We start from the raw sequence: 20,735 nt of genomic DNA on the forward strand, positions 1-20,735 counted from the left end.
ACGGAGAATATGGCAATGAGTTGGACGCGCGAACAGAGGAACGTGACGATTGCCGCGTATTTAGGCTGGACACTCGACGCATTCGATTTCTTTCTGATGGTCTTCGTGTTGAAGGATATTGCCGCCGAATTCAATACGAAAATCCCGGAGGTCGCGTTCGCGATCACGCTTACGCTGGCGATGCGTCCGGTCGGCGCGCTGATCTTCGGGCGGCTCGCGGACAAGTTCGGCCGCCGTCCCACGCTGATGATCAACATCGCCTGCTACTCGCTGCTCGAACTGCTCTCCGGCCTTTCGCCGAATCTCGCGACGCTGCTGGTCCTGCGCGCCCTCTTCGGCATCGCGATGGGCGGCGAATGGGGCGTCGGTTCCGCGCTCACGATGGAAACCGTGCCGCCGTCGGCGCGCGGCTTCGTGTCGGGCCTTCTGCAGGCGGGTTATCCGAGCGGCTATCTGCTCGCGTCGATCGTCTTCGGCGTGCTGTATCAGTTCGTCGGCTGGCGCGGGATGTTCTTCGTCGGCGTCGCGCCCGCGCTGCTCGTGATGTACGTGCGCGCGCACGTGCCCGAGTCGCCCGCCTGGCGCGCGATGGAAAAGCGCAAGCGCCCCAGCCTCATCGCGACGCTCAAGCAGAACTGGACGCTTTCCCTGTATGCGATCGTGCTGATGACCGCGTTCAACTTCTTCTCGCATGGCACGCAGGACCTTTACCCGACGTTCCTGCGCGAGCAGCATCACTTCGATCCGCATACCGTGTCGCTCATCACCATCGTGCTGAATATCGGCGCGATCGTCGGCGGGCTGTTCTTCGGGTCGCTGTCGGAGAAGATCGGGCGACGCGTGGCGATTTTCATCGCGGCGTTGATCGCCTTGCCGGTTCTCTATCTCTGGGCGTTCTCGACAGGCCCGGTCATGCTCGCGATCGGCGCGTTCCTCATGCAGATTTCGGTGCAGGGCGCGTGGGGCGTGATTCCGGTGCATCTGAATGAAATTTCGCCCGACGAGATCCGCGCGACCTTCCCGGGGCTCGTCTATCAACTGGGCAACCTTCTCGCGGCAGTGAACGCGACCATGCAGGCGTCGCTCGCCACGTCGCACGACAACAACTACGGCATGGCGATGGCGATCGTCGCGGGCGTCGTCGCGGTGGTGATTGCGGCGTTGATTTTCTTCAGCCGCGAGCGCCGGGGAATCGATTTGACGCGTTCGGCACAGGAAGTCGGGGCGACGGGCTAACCGTCTCGTTACGTCGACAGGCCCCGCTCATGGCGGGCGCCTGCCGTCAGGCCGTTCTTGCGAAGCTAATGCAGGCCTTCGGGACGCAAGCGGATCAACGCCTGCTGCGATACACCAAGTTCATATGCGATGGCTGTAGCCGGAACATCGCACGAGAAAAAGAACGACGCCAGATGCCGGCCGAACGGAGTGAGGCGGCCGTTGGCATATCGATACGGCGTCAGCCTTCCTTTTCGATACGACTCCCGGATACTCTCCAACAGTCGCTGGTCCAGCGGCACATGCAGAAATTGCACCCTCCCATCGGCACGGACCAGCAAATACAACACGTAACCCAACAGAGTCGTCCAGTCGGTCAAACCGCTCTCGATCGGTACGGGGCCAATGTTTAGCTTAGCTAAGCGATCAAAATACTCCAAGATTAAATATGCTCCTGTGACCAAGGTGGTCACAAAAGCGGGAACCGTGATCTGCTGCGGCCTCAATAATTCTTGCCGGAATCGGAGTCCACAGCTTCCTTTCGATCTTCGCCTGGTCCGTTCGGTCTCCTGCTCGAAAACTGTCCCCGGGGACTAGCGCGATGGTCGATACGCGGCAGTCGAATGGCGGATCAACTGCGCGAACCTATATTTGAACCAAATAAGATAAGTACTGAAAGTAGAAGCGTCTTAATTTTGTTGAAATTAGTGGATGTCCTCGAGAGTCCGGAGGTTCGATTCAGCGTGACCGGCATGTGTCATGCTCAGGAAAGGGCATCATCGCCCCGCCGGAGCCCCTGATGCCCGCCCTCTACGTCATCGCACTCCTTCTTCTCGCCGGCGCGCTTGCGTTCCTGCAGGCGCCTGCCCTCGCCTGGCTCACCGGGCTCGCGATCTGGGTGGCCGTCGGGCCGATCATCGGCGTAACGGGCGCCGTCGGCGTGACGCTCCTCGCCATCGTCCTCGTGATTCCGGCGCTCGTGCTCGCCGCCAAGCCCCTGCGCCGTGCGCTGATCAGCCGCCGTGTGCTCGCCGTGCTCCGCAGGATCCTTCCGGAGATGTCCTCGACGGAGCGCGACGCCATCGAAGCCGGCACGGTCTGGTGGGACGCCGAGCTGTTCTCCGGCCGCCCGCGCTGGGACACGCTTCTTTCACATGGCGCGCCGAAGCTGACGCCGGAGGAACAAAGCTTCATCGACAACGAATGCGCGCGCCTGTGCGAACTGTCGAACGACTGGGACACGACCGCCATCTGGCAGGACCTCTCTCCGCAAGCGTGGGCCTACATCAGGGAGCAAGGCTTTCTCGGCATGATCATTCCGAAGCAGTACGGCGGAAAGGCGTTCTCCGCGTATGCGCACTCGCAGGTCATCATGAAGCTCGCGACGCATTCGTCGGCGGCCGCCGTCTCGGTGATGGTGCCGAACTCGCTCGGTCCCGCCGAATTGCTGCTGCACTACGGCACCGAGGAACAGAAGAATCACTATCTGCCGCGTCTCGCGCGCGGCGACGAAATCCCCTGCTTCGCGCTGACGAGCCCTTACGCCGGATCGGATGCGGCCGCGATTCCCGACGTCGGCATCGTCTGCCGCGGCATGCACGAGGGCCGCGAGACGCTCGGCTTTCGCGTCACGTGGAAGAAGCGCTACATCACGCTCGGGCCGATCGCGACCGTGCTCGGCCTCGCCTTTCGCGCGCTCGATCCCGAACGCCTGCTCGGCGACGACGAAGCGCCCGGCATCACCTGCGCGCTCATTCCGACGGATCACCCCGGCGTGCATATCGGGCGGCGGCACTGGCCGCTCAACGCGGTGTTCCAGAATGGCCCGAACTGGGGCGAGGACGTCTTCATCCCGATCGACTGGGTGATCGGCGGACGCGCGCAGGTCGGCAACGGCTGGCGCATGCTGATGGAGTGCCTGGCCGCCGGACGCGCGATCTCGCTGCCTTCGTCGAACGTCGGCATGGCCAAGCTCGCGGTGCGCGGCACGAGCGCGTATGCCGCCGCGCGCCGCCAGTTCCACACGTCGATCGGGCGCTTCGAAGGCATTCAGGAGGCGCTCGGGCGCATGGGCGGCAATCTGTACGTGATGGACGCGGCGCGCCGCCTGTCCGCGCAGGCCGTGGATCTGGGCGAGAAGCCTTCGGTCATCTCGGCGATCGCGAAGTACCACATCACCGAGCGCGCGCGGCAGGTGATCAACGACGGCATGGACGTCGTCGCGGGCAAGGGCATCTGCATGGGGCCGTCGAACTTTCTGGCGCGCGCGTATCAGCAGATGCCGATCTCGATCACGGTCGAAGGCGCGAACATCCTCACGCGCTGCCTGATCATCTTCGGACAGGGCGCGATCCGCTGCCATCCGTACGTGCTGAAGGAAATGGCCGCGACGCGCGAGCAGGATCCCGCCCGCGCGCTGCGCGATTTCGACGACGCCTTCTTCGGTCACGCAGGCTTTCTCGCGGCCAGCGCGATGCGCAGTCTCGTATACGCGTTCGGCGGCGGCGCCCTCGCGCGCCAGCCCGCGCGCGCCGATGCCCGGCTCGCTCCGTATTACCGCGCCGCCACGCGCCTCTCGAGCGCGTTCGCGCTGTTCGCCGACGTCTCGATGCTCGCGCTCGGCAGCGAGCTGAAGCGCCGCGAGCGCCTCTCGGCGCGGCTGGGCGACATCCTCTCGCAGTTGTATCTGCTGTCCGCGACGCTCAAGCGCTTCGAGGACGACGGCCGTCCGGAAAGCGATCTGCCGCTCGTGCGCTGGGGCGCCGAGGACGCGCTGTACCGCGCGTGCGCCGCATTCGACGGCCTGCTCGCGAACTACCCGAATCGCGCGGCGGCGGCGTTCCTGCGCGCCGTCGCGTTTCCGTTCGGCCTGCCGCACGCGCCGGGCGCCGATGCGCTCGGCAACGACATCGCCATGCTGATGCAAACGCCCGGCGACGCGCGCGAGCGGCTCGTCGCGGGCTCGCATGTTTCCGCTTTCGAAGACGATCCGATCGCTCGCGGCGAAAAGCTGCTCGCGCTCACGCCCGCGGTCGCCGCACTGGAAGCGCGCCTGCGCGGCGCCGTCAAGGCCGGCCAGACCGCGCCGCTTCCGCAAAGCCCGGACGAGATCGAAACGTGGGCACGGGCAGCGGCGGCGCGCGGTCTGATCGATGAAAACGAGCAGGCGCTCCTTGCAGCGTGGGCAACCCATGCGCGCGAAGCGGTGAAAGTCGATGATTTTTCCGCAGACTTCGGTATCCTCGAAGCATTGCAAAAGCGCAGCGAGGCGCTCGAGCGGCCATTGCCCGAAGCCATCGCCTGAGGCACGCCCGCCGCATCATTCGAGACGACGCCACGCGCGCCCGACGACCGATCGCAATCGATGAAAGACCGCTATCTCGACTTCGTCAATTCGCCTTTTGGCATGAGCATCGCCCGCTCGCTCGGGCTCCCGCGTCCCGAGGTGCTGCGCCGCCAGCGCGCGGATCAGGCCGAGTTCGGCGGGATGGCCGCCATCGGCGCGGGGCCGGCGCCCGCGCTCTTCGACGACCTGATGGGTGTGCTCTGCGCGATCGGCATGACGAGCATCGCGCACGAAAGCGCGTCCGGCTGGCTGACCGTCGCCGCCCGTCATGGCGCGATGAGCGGCCGCTTCGAGCCGCGCACGCGCGACGCGCTCGCCACCGACCGCGTTCAGGCGCTGATCTTCGATGCGACGGGCATCGAGGAAGGCCACCAGTTGCACGCCCTCTATGCGTTCTTTCACGACGCGCTGCGCTCGCTCGGCAAGAACGGGCGCATCGTCGTGCTCGGGCGGCCGCCCGCCTCGCGCGCCGGCGTGCCGGCCGCCACCGCGCAGCATGCGCTCGAAGGCATGGTCCGCTCGCTCGGCAAGGAAGCGCGCAACGGCATCACGTCGAATCTGCTGCGCGTGGCCGAAGGCGCGGATTTCGAGTCCGCGCTGCGCTTTTTTCTCTCGCCGCGCTCGGCGTATGTATCGGGCCAGGTCGTGACGATCGACGCACCCTCCGTCGCCCCGGAAAGCTGGGCGAAGCCGCTCGCGGGCAAGCGCGCGCTCGTGACGGGCGCGGCGCGCGGCATCGGCGCCTCGATCGCGACGGTGCTCGCCGGGCACGGCGCGATCGTCACCGGGCTCGACGTGGCCGCATCGCGCGACGCGCTCGATCAGACCATGCTCTCGATCGAGGACGCCTCGCCTTCGGGCGGCGCGCACGCGGCGCTCGTCGCGGACATCGCCGCGCCCGAGGCGCCTGCGGAAATCGCCGCGGCGCTCGGTCAGGCGGGCGGCATCGATATCGTCGTGCACAATGCGGGCATCACGCGCGACAAGACCATCGCGCGCATGACCGGGGAGATGTGGGACAGCGTGATCGACATCAATCTTCTTGCGCAGGAGCGCATCGATGAAATCCTCCTCGGGCAGGACGTGCTGCGCGCGGGCGGGCGCATCGTCGCGGTTTCGTCGATTAGCGGCATCGCGGGCAATCGCGGCCAGACCAACTACGCGACGTCGAAGGCCGGCGTGATCGGCCGCGTGCATGCGATGGCGCCGCTCTTGCGCGGGCGCGGCATCACGATCAACGCGGTCGCGCCCGGCTTCATCGAAACCCACATGACCGCGCGCATGCCCTTCGGCGTGCGCGAGGCGGGCAGAAGGCTCAATTCGATGGGCCAAGGCGGCCTGCCCGTCGATGTGGCCGAGACCGTCGCGTGGCTCGCGAGCCCCGGCAGCGCGGGAATCACGGGCAACGTGGTGCGCGTCTGCGGCCAGAGCCTGGTCGGCGCGTGAGGAGGCGCATCCGCATGCACGCCCCGACCATGCCGCGCGCCCGCACCGTCGTCATCGATACCCTCCCGCCGCCCGCAAGGCTCTACGGACGCGCGCTGCCCGGGCTCTTCAGGCGGGCGCGCTCGCAGGAACTGCCGGCGCTGCGCCTCGTGCGTCCCGATGTCAAGCTCGACGCGGAGCATATCGGCCGCTATGCGCGCGTGTGCGGCTTCATTCCCGAGCACGGCGTGCCGCTCACGTTCCCGCACGTGCTCGCGTTCCCGCTGCATCTGATGATGCTCACCGATCCCTCGTTTCCGTGGTCCGCGCTCGGCGTCGTGCATCTCGCCAACAGCGTGCGGCTGCGCCGGCCGCTCGCGGCGGGCCAGGGCCTGCGCATCGAGGTGGAATGCGGGCCGCTCGTGCCGCACCAGAAGGGTCAGGCGTTCACGCTGCATACGCGCATCTACCGGCGCGGCGAAGCCGTGTGGGACGGCGACAGCGTCTACCTGAAGCGCGGCGTGCGCAGCGAGAGCGCCGCGCCTTCGTCCGATGATGCGCGCGTGCCGCTCCTCGCCCGCGAGGCGCGCTGGCAGCTTCCTCCCCAGCTCGGACGCGACTACGCGAAGGCATCGGGCGACTTCAATCCGATTCATCTACATACGCTCACCGCGAAGGCGTTCGGGTTTCCGCGCGCGATCGCGCACGGCATGTGGACGCTCGCGCGCACGCTGGCGGCGCTGCATCCGTCGAAGGCGCTCGCCGCCGGACACGCGCACGGCGATTTCAAATTGCCGCTCTACCTGCCCGGCGATGCGACGCTGTGGAGCGCCGCGCCCTCGCCCACCGCGCGCGATTTCGAAGTGCGCGATCTCGCGGGCGACCGTCCGCATCTGCGCGGCCATTTCGAATGGGAGCTGCCATGAGCGAAGCGCGGCCTGAGGTTCGGCGCGAGGTTCGGCGCGTCGCGGTCATCGGCAGCAACCGCATTCCGTTCGCGCGCTCGAACACGGCTTACGCAAGCGCGTCGAACCAGGACATGCTGAGCTTCACGCTGCAAGGTCTCGTCGATCGCTTCGACCTGCACGGCATGCGGCTCGGCGAAGTGGCGGCGGGCGCCGTCGTCAAGCATTCGCGCGACTTCAACCTGACGCGCGAAGCGGCGCTCTCGACCACGCTTGCGAAGGAAACACCCGCCTACGACGTGCAGCAGGCCTGCGGCACCGGGCTCGAAACCGTGATCCTGGTGGCGAACAAGATCGCGCTCGGGCAGATCGACGTGGGCATCGCGGGCGGCGTCGATACGACGTCGGACGCGCCCATCGCCGTGAACGAGCGCCTGCGCAAGATCCTGCTCGAGGCGAATCGCGGACGCTCGGCGGGAGCCCGCGTCGGCGCGCTCGCGAAGCTGCGGCCCGGCATGTTCTTCAAGCCGCTCCTGCCGCGCAACGCGGAGCCGCGCACGGGCCTCTCGATGGGCGAGCACTGCGAACTGATGGCCAAGCGCTGGAAGATCTCGCGCGAGGCGCAGGATGCGCTTGCGCAGGACAGTCATCGCAAGCTGGCGGCGGCATACGGGCGCGGTTTTTTCAACGATCTGATGACGCCGTACAAGGGACTCGCGCGCGACAACACGCTGCGTCCCGATGTTTCGCTCGATCAGCTGTCGCAACTGAAACCCGTGTTCGACCGCGACGCCGGCACGCTCACCGCGGGCAATTCGACGCCGCTCACCGACGGCGCATCGGCCGTGCTGCTTGCATCCGAGCAATGGGCCGCCGCGCGCGGCCTGCCGGTGCTGGCTTATCTGACATTCTCCGCGACCGCCGCCGTCGATTTCTTCGACAAGCGCGAGGGCCTGCTGATGGCGCCCGCCTACGCCGTGCCTTCGATGCTCGCGCGCGCCGGACTCACGTTGCAGGACTTCGATTTCTACGAGATCCACGAAGCGTTCGCGGCGCAAGTGCTGTGCACGCTCGCCGCGTGGGAAGACGACGAATATTGCCGCACGGCGCTGGGCCTGAGCGCGCCGCCCGGTTGGATCGATCGCGCGCGCCTGAACGTCAACGGCGGCTCGCTAGCGACGGGCCATCCGTTCGCGGCGACCGGCGGGCGCATCATCGGCACGCTCGCGAAGATGCTCGCGAAAGCGCCCGCGCGTGGCGACGGAAAACCGCTGCGCGGATTGATCTCGATCTGCGCGGCGGGCGGTCAGGGCGTCGTCGCGATTCTGGAGCGGTAAGCAGTAGAAGAAGCACCCGCAGGAAAACGATAAGGCGCGCCTGTCGACGAAGACGAGTCGCGCCACGGAGACACCACATGAGCCCGGGACACGCCGCCCCGCGCGGGGCCTTGGAGCCGCACGCGACGGACGGCATTTGGTACGCGTCGTATCCGCCCGGTGTCGGGCGTGAAATCGACCCTTCGCGCTATCGCTCGCTTGCGCATTTCTTCGATGAATGCGTCGAGCGGTTCCGGGATCGCGTCGCCTTCGTGAGCCTCGGCTCGGAACTGAGCTTCGCGGCGCTCGGCGAGAAGGCGCATGCTTTCGCGTCGTATCTGCAAGGCTTGGGCGTGAAGCCCGGCGATCGCGTCGCGCTGATGATGCCCAATACCCTGCCCTATCCCGTCACGCTGTTCGGCGCGCTGATGGCGGGCGCGATCGTCGTGAACGTCAATCCGCTCTATACGGTGCGAGAACTCGGTCACCAGCTGAAGGACAGCGGCGCGCACACCATCGTCGTGTTCGAGAACTTCGCGAAGACGGTGCAGGACGCGCAGCCGGGCTCGCGCATCCGGAACGTCATCGTGACCGGCCTCGGCGATCTGCTCGGCAGCGGGCTCAATGTCAAGGGCCGGGCCCTCGACCTGTTCCTGCGCCACGTGAAGAAGCAGGTGCCCGCCTATTCCCTGCCGGATGCGATCCGCCTGCCGCAAGCGCTCGCGCGCGGCGCGCGCCGCACATTCGAGCCGGTGCGAGTCGGGCACGGCGATATCGCGTTCATTCAATACACCGGCGGCACCACCGGCACCGCGAAGGGCGCGATGCTCACGCATCGCAATGTCATCGCCAATCTGCTGCAGGCGCTCGCGTGGGCGCGCAGTGCGCTCGTGGACGAGAAGGAGACCGTCGTCACGCCGCTGCCGCTTTACCACATCTATTCGCTGACGGTGAACGCGCTCGCCTTTCTCGGCATCGGCGCCCGCAATGTGCTGATCGTCAACCCGCGGGACATCGACGCGCTCATGCGCGCCCTGCGTCACGAAAACTTCACGGCGATCACCGCGCTCAACACGCTCTACAGCGCGTTGCTGGACAACGACGAATTCCGCCGGCGCGACTTCTCCGCGCTCAAGCTCGCGATGGCGGGCGGCATGGCGACGCAGCGCGCCGTCGCGGAGCGCTTTCGGGCGCTGACGGGCCAGACGCTCATCGAAGGCTACGGGCTCACCGAATGCTCGCCGCTCGTCTGCGCGACGCCGCTCGATGCGCACGGCGCTCACGCGTTCGATGGAACGATCGGCCTGCCCGTGCCGTCCACGCTCGTGCGCCTGCGCCGCGATGACGGTTCGTGGGCGAATATCGGCGAGCCGGGTGAGCTCTGCGTGCAGGGCCCGCAAGTGATGAAAGGCTACTGGAACCGCCCTGAAGACACGACGCAAGCCGTGGACGCAAACGGCTGGCTCGCCACCGGCGACATTGGCGTAATGGATGCGCGCGGCTTCATCCGGCTCATCGACCGCAAGAAGGACATGATGATCGTGTCGGGCTTCAACGTGTATCCGAACGAGATCGAGGACGTGCTCGCGGCACACCCGAAAGTGCGCGCGGTCGCGGTCGTGGGCGTGCCCGACCCGGTGACGGGCGAGCGCGTGAAAGCGTTCGTCGTGAAGCGCGACGACACGCTTTCGATGGAAGAACTGCTGAGGTTCGCCCGTTTACACCTGACCGGGTACAAGGTGCCCGCTTCCGTCGAATTCCGCGACTCGCTGCCGCAGACGACGATCGGCAAGGTGCTGCGGCGCGAATTGCGCGACGCCGAGCCAAAATCGCAGGATTAGCCCTCGGAGATGCCCATGCCGCGTGCGCGATGGCGCCGCCGCGCTTCGGATTTGCGATTCGCTTGCGCCCACCTGACTGCTTGCGCCGTGCTTGGCGGCTTCCTTGGACCAGTCCTTGCGCATGCCCAGACGTCCGCCGGCGAATGGGTGACGGCGGCGGCGCAGGCGCCGGACATCGCGCGCGTCGGTACGCTCGGCGTCGAGCAGCAGGCGCAGTGGCTCGCGAAATCCACCGCGAGCGGCGCGCTGGCGAAGCTCGACGACGCGCAGCTCGTCGCCCTCTTCCGCGCGCTCGACCCGGACGCCCTGCGGCGCTACCTGCAGGAAGGCTTGCGCGACTACACATCCTACGAGTTCACGATGTGGCGGCGCGAGCGCATCAGGGGCAAGTGGCCGAAGCGCGCGGATCACATGCTCGTGCGCATCACGCGCGAGCCGCTGCGCATCTACGCGAAATGGCTCCCCGACGGCGCGCATGCGGGCCAGGAAGTCATCTACGACGATTCCAAGCGCCCCGACGAGCTCTACGGTCATCTCGGCGGCTTTCTCGGTGTCGTGCCGATGTGGACATCGGTGAACGGCGCGCTCGCCCGCGCGCAATCGAATCATTCGATCCGCGAGCTCGGCATCGAGGCGATCACGCAGCGCTTCATCGACGAGGGCCGCAGGTTCGCGGAAGCGGGTATCACGAAGCCAGCAAATATCGAAGTGAAAACCGTACACGGATTGCGCGTCGTCGCATTCACGTATGAAACGCCTGCGGGACAACCTGAGTTCTACGCGAAAAAGGAGATCCTCGGTCTCGATCTGGAACGGCCGCTCCTGCGCACGCTCGAATCGTTCGACAACGAAGGCCATGTCTTCGAAAGCGTGGTGTTCGAGCACATCCAGCTCAAACGCTTCGACGATCTGACATTCGACCCCCGCAACCCCGACTATCGCTTCTGAGCGAAGCAGCAATGAAGCGCCTGCTGATGACGTGACACCTCGTGCAACAACTGGTCGCACGGCGGTGCCGCGAGTTTTAAGTTTCGCCTAAGAGTCGGCCGATAACCTGCTGGCACTCCATCGACATCAAGATCTGCGCGCTGGCCCACGCCAGTGCGCCGCGTATCGACATGCAAACCTGAGGAATTCGTCCATGAACCTCGTCCGTCCGGTTTCGGCTCCCGTGCGAGCCATCAAAAGGCTTCTCAGCCATCACGAAATCGCCACGCTGCTCCTGTTGATGCATGCCCCCATCGATGTCATGGCGGCCACGCCGGACGTCGCCTCGCTGCAGGAATACGGCTATGTCGAGATCGTGTCGCCGGACGCGGGCGGCCCGAAGGTGCGCCTGACCGCGGACGGCAACGCGGTGCTGCGCGGCCTGGGCGTCAGGTGAGCTTCGGCGTTGCGAGACGCCCGTATACGCGAACTCTGCAATAATCGGTCGATCTCTTTCACCATCGACCAAGGAGTGATTCGCGATGTCCGACATCGAACCCATCGTGCAACGTGTGCTGATCACCAACGACGACGGCATCGACGCGCCCGGCCTGGCCGTGCTCGAAGCGGTCGCGGCCGAACTCGCGCACGAAGTCTGGGTGATCGCGCCCGAGCACGATCAGAGCGGCACGTCGCATTCCATCAGCCTGCATTCGCCGTTGCGCGTGTCGCGCCAGGGCGAGCGGCGTTTCGGCGTGCAGGGCACGCCCGGCGATTGCGTCGTGATGGCCGCGCGCCACATCATGAAGGACGCGCCGCCCACCCTCGTGCTGTCCGGCATCAACCGCGGCGCGAATCTCGGCGTCGAGACGATGTTTTCGGGCACCGTCGGCGCGGCGATGACCGGCCTCCTGCTCGGTCTGCCGTCCATCGCGCTCAGCCAGACCTTCAGGGACCGCGACAACGTGCGCTGGGACACGGCGCGCGCGCTCGCGCCGGGCGTGATCCGTCAGCTGCTTTCCATTTCCCACGACGCGCCCACCTGCCTCAACGTCAACTTCCCCGATTGCGACGCCTCCGCCGCCGGTCCGCTCACCGTGACACGGCAAGGCGTCGGGCTCGTGGAAGGCATCGACGTGCTTGCGGAGGTCGATCCGCGCGGCATCGACTATTACTGGCTGCGCTTCCAGCGCGGCCCGCGTCCGAATTCGCCCGACAGCGAAACGGCGGTGATCGCGTCCGGCCGGATCTCGGTGACGCCGCTGCATTTCGATCGCACCGACGAGCGCACGTTCGCCACGCTCGAGGCGGGTCTCAAGCGCGGCGCCTGAAGACGGCGCGCGCCGCTAGAACGTTTCCTCCCAAACGCGGCAATCGGTTTCTCGTATGCTGAGGCCCCCGGCGCCGGCGCACGCGCACGCCGGGCGAACCGATCACGCATCACGAGCAGGATCACACAAGGAGACGACATGACCCGTTTCATCGGCCCGCGCGGTGCGCGACTCGTGCTCGGCGCGCTTGGCGCCTTGCTCGCGGCGAGCGCGTTTGCGCAGACGGCTACGCCCGTCGGCACCTGGCAGACCATCGACGATCGGACCGGCAAGCCGAAAGCGATCATCCAGATCGCCGACGACGGCAGCGGCCAGTTGTCCGGCAAGGTGATTCGCGGCGTCGGCGAGTTCGATCATCCCGAGCGGCGCTGCACGGCCTGCACGGACGAGCGCAAAGATCAGCTGATCAAGGGCATGACCATCATCACCGGGATGCGGCAGGACGGCGATGCCTGGGACGGCGGCGAGATTCTCGACCCCGACAACGGCAAGCTCTACAAGTGCAAGATGAAGCTCGAGGACGGCGGCCAGAAGCTCGTGGTGCGCGGGTATATCGGCGTGTCGCTTCTCGGGCGCTCGCAGACCTGGGTGCGCCAGCAGTAACGCGTAAAGCGACAACGCGACGCGCCCCGAAACGACAAAGCCGGCCGAAGACATGTGTCTTCGGCCGGCTTCGTTCGTGGCAAGTTCGCTGCCGATCGGCTCAGGCTGCGCGGCGTTGCGCAATGCCCTCCGCGTGTGCATCGGCAGCGGGCAAGTCCGTGTTCTCGAGCGTGAGCTCCGCCGGCACGCGCATGCGCGAAGTCATCAGCGCGTAGAGCGACTCTCCCCCCGGACCGAACAACTGGGTCATCACCCGCAACAGCACGCCCGATTCGTGCCAGACCTTGAAGCGCCGATGGCAAGTCTGATACGACGGATATTTGCGCGGCAACGTGGACCACGACGCGCCGCTATACATCACCCAGAGCACACCGTTGAGCACGGCACGGGTATTCGCGAGCGGCCTGCCGCGCAATTCCGAACGCGGGCGCAGTTCGGGAAGCAGAGGTGCGACCATCTGCCATTCTTCGTCGGACATATCGCGGTAGGGCTTCACGGTAAATTCTCCAATTGCGCTGACTGATAACCGGCATCGACGATACCGAGTACCGGAAAGCCGGCAAATCAGAGAGGTCCGAATCTTGAAAAAGCCCAAAAAGCCTTATGCCGATTGGCTAACCGCCGAATTTTGATTCTCGTATTAGGTCAGCGAAATATCCGCGACGCGGCGCGGCGCTTCGAGATACTCCTTCGACTGCATCTCGACGATGCGCGACACCGTGCGCGCGAACTCGTTGGCCATCGGTCCTTCGACGTACAGTTCTTCCGCGGGCACGGCCGCCGACATCAGCAGCTTCACCTTGTGGTCGTAGAACACGTCGATGAGCCAGGTGAAGCGGCGCGCCTCCGACGCCATGCGCGGCGTCATTTGCGGCACGTCGGAGAGGATCACCGCGTGGAAACGGTTCGCGAGTTCGAGATAGTCGTTCTGCGAGCGCGGGCCGCCGCACAAGGTCGCGAAATCGAACCACACGACGCCGTCCGCGCGACGCAGCGCCTTGATCTCGCGCTTCTCGATATGCAGGATCGGGCTTTCGTCGGGCACGGCGGCGAGCTTCGCGAAATCCGCGCGGAGTGCCTTGTCGGCCGCGGCGCCGAGCGGCGTGTGATACGCCTGCACCTGAGACAGCGTGCGCTTGCGGTAATCGGTGCCGGCATCGACGTTGAGGACGTCCAGATGCTGCTTGATAAGCTCGATGGCCGGCAGCAGACGATCTCGATGCAGCCCTTCCGGATACAGCGTGTCGGGCTCGTAATTGGACGTCATCACGAACTGCACGCCGTTGTTGAACAGCCGGTCCAGGAGACGATAGAGGATCATCGCGTCGGCGATGTCGGAGACGTGAAACTCGTCGAAGCAGATCAGCCTGTAGCGCTTGGCGATACGCCTGGCGAGTTCGTCGAGCGGATCGGCCTGCCCTTTCAGCTCTTCCAGCTCGCGATGCACCTCGCGCATGAACTCGTGAAAATGCAGCCGCGTCTTGCGCTGCACGGGCACGACCGCATAGAAGCTGTCCATCAGGAAGCTCTTGCCGCGTCCGACTCCGCCCCACATGTAGACGCCGCGCGGCAGGTCCGGATGCACGAGAAACTTCTTGAGCGCGTTGGAGCGGCGCGACTTGTACGCGACCCACTCCTCGAAGCAGCGCTGCAGGCGCGCGACCGCCGCGAGCTGCGCCTCGTCCGATTGATAACCCCGCGTGCGCAGTTCGTTTTCGTAGTATTCGGTGACGTTCATGATGCCGCGTCTGGTGTGCTTGAAAGTGACGAAGGCGAGCGGTTCGACCCGCTCGCCTTCGTTGGGATGCCTTGCTGCCCGAAGCCGAGCGTTACATATTCAAAGCGCGCTTGTCGACTGCGAGCGCCGCTTCGCGCATCACTTCCGACAGCGACGGATGCGGATGGCAGATCCTGCCGATGTCTTCCGACGCAGCCTTGAACTCCATCGCGACAACCGCTTCCGCGATCAGATCCGACGCATCCGCCGAAATCACGTGCACGCCGAGAATCTCGTCGGTCTTCGCGTCCGCGATCATCTTGACGAAGCCCTCTGCCTTGCCGATGCCGAGTGCGCGGCCATTGGCCATCATCGGGAACTGGCCGGTCTTGTACTCGCGGCCTTCGGCCTTGAGCTGCTGCTCGGTCTTGCCGACCCACGCGATTTCCGGCTCCGTGTAGATGACCCACGGAATGCAGTTGTAGTCGATGTGCGGCTTCTGACCGTCGATGATCTCCGCCACCGCCACGCCTTCGTCTTCCGCCTTGTGCGCGAGCATCGGGCCGCGCACGACGTCGCCGATCGCGTACACGTTCGGCACCTTGGTCGCGCAGTGATCATCGACGGGGATGAAGCCGCGCTCGTCGGCCGCGAGGCCGATTGCGTCGAGACCGAGGTTGTCGGTATTCGGCACGCGGCCGATCGACACGATCAGGCGGTCCGCATCCAGCGTCTGCGCGTTGCCGGCGTTATCCGTATAAGCGATCGACACACCGTTGTCGGTCGTCTTCACTTCGCCGATCCGCACGCCGAGGTGAATGTCGAGACCCTGCTTCTTGAACTGCTTCGCGGCTTCCTTCGCGAGCGCTTCGTCGGCGGCGCCCAGGAATTGCGGCAGCGCTTCGAGCACCGTCACGTCCGCGCCCAGACGGCGCCACACCGAGCCGAGCTCCAGGCCGATCACGCCCGCGCCGATCACGGCGAGCTTCTTCGGCACCGAGTCGAACGACAGCGCGCCTTCGTTGTCGGCGATGAGCTTGTTGTCGACCGGAATGTTCGGCAGATGACGCGCCTTCGAGCCCGTCGCGATGATTACGTTCTTCGCCGTGACGACTTCCGTCTCGCCTTCGCCCGACACTTCGATCTGCACGCCGGCGTCGTTCCTGCCGGTGAACTTGCCGTGGCCCTTGAGCCACGTGATCTTGTTCTTGCGGAACAGGAACTCGATGCCCTTCGTCATCTTCTCGACGATGCCGTCCTTGCGGGCGAGCATCTTCGACACATCGAGCTTCACATCCGACACGCTGATGCCGTGATCGCCGAGATGCTTCGCGGCGTTCTCGAACTCTTCCGACGACGCGAGCAGCGCCTTCGACGGAATGCAGCCCATGTTCAGGCACGTGCCGCCGAGCTTCAACGCGCCCGCCGGGTTCTTCCACTTCTCGATACACGCAACCGTCTTGCCGAGCTGCGCTGCGCGAATCGCCGCGATATAGCCCCCAGGGCCCGCGCCGATCACGACGACATCAAATTCCTTGGACATGACTTTCCTTTTGTCAGACTCCGCTCATGCGGAGACGCCTTGAACGGTGCGCGCGAGCCTATCGCTCGCACCAAGGCAACATGCTTTTTACAGGTCCAGCAGCAGACGGGCCGGATCTTCCAGCGCGTCCTTCATCGCGACCAGCGACAGCACGGCTTCGCGGCCGTCGATGATGCGGTGGTCGTACGACAGCGCGAGGTAGTTCATCGGACGGATCACGATCTGGCCGTTCTCGACGACCGGACGCTCCTTGGTCGCGTGCACGCCGAGAATCGCGGACTGCGGCGGGTTGATGATCGGCGTCGACAACATGGAACCGAACACGCCGCCGTTCGAGATGGAGAACGTGCCGCCGGTCATTTCCTCGATCGACAGCTTGCCGTCCTTCGCCTTCTGGCCGAATTCGGCGATCTTCTTCTCGATGTCGGCGAGGCTCATCTGATCCGCGTTGCGCAGGATGGGCACCACCAGACCGCGCGGCGAGCCGACCGCGATACCGATGTCGAAGTAGCCGTGATAGACGATGTCGTTACCGTCGATCGACGCGTTCACGAGCGGGAATTTCTTCAGCGCGTGCACCGCGGCCTTCACGAAGAACGACATGAAGCCGAGCTTCACGCCGTGTTCCTTCTCGAAGCGGTCCTTGTACTTGTTGCGCAGATCCATGACCGGCGCCATGTTGACTTCGTTGAACGTCGTCAGGATGGCGTTGGTTTGCTGCGATTCGAGCAGACGCTCGGCAATGCGCGCGCGCAGACGCGACATCGGCACGCGCTGCTCCGGGCGATCCCGCAGCCACTGATCGGCCGACGCGGGCGCCGCGACTTGCGGCAGCGAGGGCTTCGCGGCGCGCGCGGGAGCCGCGGCCGGAGCCGGCGCCGCAGTCTTCGCAGCCGGTGCGGATGCCGAAGCGGCGAGCGCGTCGCCCTTCGTGATACGGCCGTCGCGGCCCGAGCCTGCGACCTGATCGGCCGAAACGCCCTTCTCGGCCAGGATTTTCGTCGCGGCGGGTGATGCAGCGCCGCCCGTTGCAGCGGCGGCCTGCGCGGCAGCCGGCGCAGCAGCGGCAGCCGATTCAGCGACCGGCGCGGGCTTCACTTCGGCGTCGCCGGCAGCGGCGGCGGCGGGCGCTTCGCCTGCCTTCGCTTCGGTGTCGATCTTCGCGATGATTTCGTCAGCGGTGACGATATCGCCGTCGTGCTTGATCACTTGCGCCAGCACGCCTGCGGACGGCGCGGGCACTTCGAGCACGACCTTGTCGGTCTCGATTTCGATGAGGATTTCGTCCTGGGCGACAGCCTCACCCGGCTTCTTCTTCCATTGCAGCATGGTCGCTTCCGAGACCGACTCGGAAAGCTGGGGGACCTTGACTTCTACGATAGCCATTTCTGTATTTTCCTGATGCGTGTCTGTGTTCGAGCCAGGAGGCCGGGGAGCCGTTTTGACCATTCGGCTCACCCGCTCCCGATCAAGCAATGATTACTTCGCGACGACCTGCGCGCCCTTCAGGCGGCCGAACGCGCCTTCCACGAGCGCCTTCTGCTGCTCGTAGTGCTTCGCGTAGTAGCCGACCGCCGGCGATGCCGAAGCGGGACGGCCGCTGTAGGCCAGCTTCATGCCTTCGCGCATGCCTTCGCGCAGATGGTGCTCGACGTAGAACCAGGCGCCCTGGTTCTGCGGCTCGTCCTGCACCCAGACCACTTCCGCCGCGTTTTCGTACTTCTTGAGTTCCGCGTCGAACTGCTTGTGAGCGAACGGATACAGCTGCTCGATACGCACGATGGCGACGTCGTTTGCCTTCGCTTCGCGGCGATGCGCGACGATGTCGTAGTACACGCGGCCCGAGCACACGATCACGCGCTTGACCTTCTTCGGCTCGATCGCTTCGTCGACTTCACCGATGACCGGCTGGAACGAGCCCTTCGACAGATCCGACAGATCCGACACGGCTTCCTTGTGACGCAGGAGCGACTTCGGCGTGGCGATGATCAGCGGCTTGCGGAACAGACGGATCATCTGACGGCGCAGCAGATGGAAGATCTGCGCGGGCGTCGTCGGCTGGACCACCTGCATGTTGTGATCCGCGCACAGCTGCAGGAAGCGCTCGATACGCGCCGACGAGTGCTCCGGACCCTGGCCTTCATAGCCGTGCGGCAGCATCATCGTGAGACCGGAGACGCGGCCCCACTTCACTTCGCCCGACGAGATGAACTGGTCGATCACGACCTGCGCGCCGTTCACGAAGTCGCCGAACTGCGCTTCCCACGCGACGAACGTGTTCGGCTCGGCCGTCGAATAGCCGTACTCGAAGCCGAGCACCGCTTCTTCGGACAGCACGGAGTCGATCACCGTGAACTTGGCCTGGCCTTCCGCGATGTTCTGCAGCGGAATGTAGGTGCCGTCGTTCCAGCGCTCGCGGTTCTGGTCGTGCAGCACGGCGTGGCGGTGCGTGAACGTGCCGCGGCCCGAGTCCTGGCCCGTCAGGCGAACTGCATAGCCCGAGGCGACCAGCGAGGCGAACGCGAGATGCTCGCCCATGCCCCAGTCGAGCTTGGCTTCGCCGCGGCCCATCGCGCGGCGATCGTTGATCACGCGCTCGACGAGCGGATGCAGCTTGAAGTTCTCGGGAATGGTCGTGATGCGCTCGGCGAGACGCTTCAGTTCCGCGAGCGGCACGGCGGTGTCCGCCGCGTCGGTCCACTTGCGGTTCAGGAACGGCACCCAGTCGACTGCGTACTTGCTCTTGTAGTTCGAGAGCACGGGGTCGATGGTGTGATGGCCTTCGTCCATCGCCTGGCGATACGCCTTGACCATTTCATCGGCGTCTTCCGCCTTGATGACGCCCTGCTGCACGAGCTTCTCGGCGTACAGCGCGCGCGTGCCCGGGTGCTTCGCGATGGTCTTGTACATCAGCGGCTGCGTGACCGCCGGCGTGTCCTGCTCGTTGTGGCCCAGCTTGCGGAAGCAGACGATGTCGACGACCACGTCCTTGTGGAACTTCGTGCGGAACTCGATCGCGAGCTGCGTGGCGAGCACGACGGCTTCGGGATCGTCGCCGTTCACGTGCAGCACCGGCGCCTCGATCATCTTGACGACGTCCGAGCAGTACAGCGTCGAGCGCGAGTCGCGCGGGTCCGACGTGGTGAAGCCGATCTGGTTGTTGATGACGATGTGCAGCGTGCCGTGCGTGCCGTAGCCGCGCGTCTGCGCGAGGTTCAGCGTTTCCATCACGACGCCCTGGCCCGCGAAAGCCGCGTCGCCGTGGATCTGCACCGGCAGCACCTGCAGGCCTTCCTCGTCGCCGCGGCGGTCCATGCGCGCCTTGGCCGAGCCCTCGACCACCGGGTTCACGATTTCCAGGTGCGACGGGTTGAACGCGAGCGACAGGTGAACCGGGCCGCCTTCCGTTGCGACATCCGACGAGAAGCCCTTGTGGTACTTCACGTCGCCGGCCGGCAGGTCATCGACGTGCTTGCCTTCGAATTCGGCGAAGAGGTCGGCCGGCATCTTGCCGAGCGTGTTGACCAGCACGTTCAGACGGCCGCGGTGCGCCATGCCGATGACGATTTCCTGCACGCCGTTCGCGCCCGCGTGACGGACCACTTCGTCCATCGACGCGATGAAGCTCTCGCCGCCTTCCAGCGAAAAGCGCTTCTGGCCGACATACTTGGTGTGCAGAAATCGCTCGAGGCCTTCGGCGGCCGTCAGGCGATTCAGGATATGCTTCTTCTTTTCGTTCGAGAAATTCGGCGTCGAGCGGATCGACTCGAGCCTCTCCTTCCACCAGCGCTTCTGCTCGGGATCGCTGATGTACATGAATTCTGCGCCGATCGTGCCGCAGTAGGTGTCGCGCAGCGCCTTGACGATGTCGCGCAGCGACGCCTGCTCGAAACCGAAGTACAGGTTGGTCGCGTTGAACACCTGGTCCATGTCGGCTTCGGTGAAGTCGTAGAAGCCGGGTTCGAGTTCGGGGATGGCGGGACGCTCGCGGCGCTTGAGCGGATCGAGGTTGGCCCATTGCGTGCCAAGGAAGCGATACGCGCCGATGAGGGATTGAACGTAGACTTGCTTGCGCGCGGTGGTCAGATCACCCGTGCTCTCGCGAGGAAGGAAGGCATTGGCCTTCGCGCGCTGGGCGAAGGACTCGACGATGGGGCCGTGGGCCACGTCGTTGTGAGCCGTGCCGTCGGAGGCGGGCACGTTCTGCAACGCGTCGAAGTAGGCTCGCCAGGTCTCGGGCACTGACGCGGGATTATCGAGATATTGCTCGTACAACTCTTCGACGTACGGAGCATTACCGCCGAACAGATAAGAGTTCGACTGGAATTGCTTCATCATTTTACGCTCACCTTTCTTCGAGTTTCTCGAGGAAGTGCGGGTTACGAAACCTTCCGCGCCACGGCCTGACCGTTTAGCGGATTGCGCGAATCAAGTCTGCTTGGAAGGACCTAAAAAGCGACAGCTAATCGCGGAAGCATAGCACATAACCGATCGTCATATGACCGATCGCCGCATGTGGCTTACCCCTGTCATCCTATGCGCAACAAGCATGTGCGGGCTTTTGCG

General features: G+C 65.3%; 16 protein-coding genes. 10 read left to right on the forward strand and 6 right to left on the reverse strand.

The genetic code is table 11. The features are described 5' to 3' along the window. The first annotated feature begins 9 nt into the window (after positions 1-9). Positions 10-1,236: an MFS transporter gene (locus AWB83_RS24280; RefSeq protein ID WP_087048157.1), complete on the forward strand. Its 1,227-nt coding sequence runs from the start codon at positions 10-12 to the stop codon at positions 1,234-1,236. A gap of 65 nt (positions 1,237-1,301) precedes the next feature. Here the strand turns inward: AWB83_RS24280 and AWB83_RS24285 are convergent, their stop codons facing one another. Next, positions 1,302-1,595, reverse strand: a complete 294-nt coding sequence (locus tag AWB83_RS24285; RefSeq protein WP_143750101.1) for a hypothetical protein — start codon at positions 1,593-1,595, stop codon at positions 1,302-1,304. A 419-nt stretch (positions 1,596-2,014) separates the two neighbouring features. Here AWB83_RS24285 and AWB83_RS24290 point away from each other — a divergent pair, with 419 nt between their 5' ends. From AWB83_RS24290 to AWB83_RS24330, 9 genes are all read left to right on the forward strand, one after another. After that, entirely contained in the window at positions 2,015-4,519 is a 2,505-nt protein-coding gene (locus AWB83_RS24290; RefSeq protein WP_087048159.1) for an acyl-CoA dehydrogenase, read from the forward strand. Positions 4,520-4,579: 60 nt separating this feature from the next. After that, on the forward strand, positions 4,580-6,007 hold the full coding sequence (locus tag AWB83_RS24295) for a 3-oxoacyl-ACP reductase (RefSeq protein ID WP_087048160.1): 1,428 nt from the start codon (positions 4,580-4,582) through the stop codon (positions 6,005-6,007). A 14-nt stretch (positions 6,008-6,021) separates the two neighbouring features. Further along, positions 6,022-6,912 (forward strand): MaoC family dehydratase, encoded by an 891-nt coding sequence (locus AWB83_RS24300; protein WP_087048161.1) that lies wholly within the window; start codon positions 6,022-6,024, stop codon positions 6,910-6,912. Beyond that, complete coding sequence (locus AWB83_RS24305; protein ID WP_087048162.1) at positions 6,909-8,228, forward strand: acetyl-CoA C-acetyltransferase; 1,320 nt, start codon at positions 6,909-6,911, stop codon at positions 8,226-8,228. The genes AWB83_RS24300 and AWB83_RS24305 overlap by 4 nt, the downstream gene beginning before the upstream one ends. A gap of 77 nt (positions 8,229-8,305) precedes the next feature. After that, positions 8,306-10,048 carry an AMP-binding protein gene (locus AWB83_RS24310; protein WP_087048163.1) on the forward strand — a complete coding sequence of 581 codons (1,743 nt, stop codon included), beginning with the start codon at positions 8,306-8,308 and terminating at the stop codon, positions 10,046-10,048. A 15-nt stretch (positions 10,049-10,063) separates the two neighbouring features. Beyond that, the gene (locus AWB83_RS24315) at positions 10,064-10,996 is read left to right on the forward strand and encodes a DUF1571 domain-containing protein (RefSeq protein WP_087048164.1); all 933 of its coding nucleotides are present in this window, start codon (positions 10,064-10,066) and stop codon (positions 10,994-10,996) included. Positions 10,997-11,189: 193 nt separating this feature from the next. Further along, positions 11,190-11,432 (forward strand): hypothetical protein, encoded by a 243-nt coding sequence (locus AWB83_RS24320; RefSeq protein ID WP_087048165.1) that lies wholly within the window; start codon positions 11,190-11,192, stop codon positions 11,430-11,432. A gap of 85 nt (positions 11,433-11,517) precedes the next feature. Then, positions 11,518-12,306, forward strand: coding sequence for a 5'/3'-nucleotidase SurE (gene surE / locus AWB83_RS24325; RefSeq protein ID WP_087048166.1), 789 nt, complete (start codon positions 11,518-11,520; stop codon positions 12,304-12,306). 138 nt (positions 12,307-12,444) lie between these two features. After that, positions 12,445-12,909: a DUF2147 domain-containing protein gene (locus AWB83_RS24330; protein WP_087048167.1), complete on the forward strand. Its 465-nt coding sequence runs from the start codon at positions 12,445-12,447 to the stop codon at positions 12,907-12,909. Between the two features lie 100 nt (positions 12,910-13,009). On the opposite strand, the gene AWB83_RS24335 is transcribed toward AWB83_RS24330, so the two are convergent. The 5 genes from AWB83_RS24335 to AWB83_RS24355 form a co-directional block, all read right to left on the reverse strand. Beyond that, a complete protein-coding gene (locus tag AWB83_RS24335; protein ID WP_087048168.1) occupies positions 13,010-13,405 on the reverse strand; it encodes a transposase in 396 nt (131 codons plus the stop codon). A gap of 144 nt (positions 13,406-13,549) precedes the next feature. Beyond that, on the reverse strand, positions 13,550-14,647 hold the full coding sequence (gene zapE, locus AWB83_RS24340; protein ID WP_087048169.1) for a cell division protein ZapE: 1,098 nt from the start codon (positions 14,645-14,647) through the stop codon (positions 13,550-13,552). Between the two features lie 91 nt (positions 14,648-14,738). After that, the gene (lpdA, locus tag AWB83_RS24345; RefSeq protein ID WP_087048170.1) at positions 14,739-16,169 is read right to left on the reverse strand and encodes a dihydrolipoyl dehydrogenase; all 1,431 of its coding nucleotides are present in this window, start codon (positions 16,167-16,169) and stop codon (positions 14,739-14,741) included. A gap of 87 nt (positions 16,170-16,256) precedes the next feature. After that, complete coding sequence (odhB, locus tag AWB83_RS24350) at positions 16,257-17,555, reverse strand: 2-oxoglutarate dehydrogenase complex dihydrolipoyllysine-residue succinyltransferase (RefSeq protein WP_087048171.1); 1,299 nt, start codon at positions 17,553-17,555, stop codon at positions 16,257-16,259. 93 nt (positions 17,556-17,648) lie between these two features. Next, positions 17,649-20,507: a 2-oxoglutarate dehydrogenase E1 component gene (locus tag AWB83_RS24355; RefSeq protein WP_087048172.1), complete on the reverse strand. Its 2,859-nt coding sequence runs from the start codon at positions 20,505-20,507 to the stop codon at positions 17,649-17,651. Positions 20,508-20,735 lie beyond the last annotated feature (228 nt).

Origin of the sequence: Caballeronia ptereochthonis (assembly GCF_001545075.1) — a bacterium.
Taxonomy (GTDB): domain Bacteria; phylum Pseudomonadota; class Gammaproteobacteria; order Burkholderiales; family Burkholderiaceae; genus Caballeronia; species Caballeronia ptereochthonis.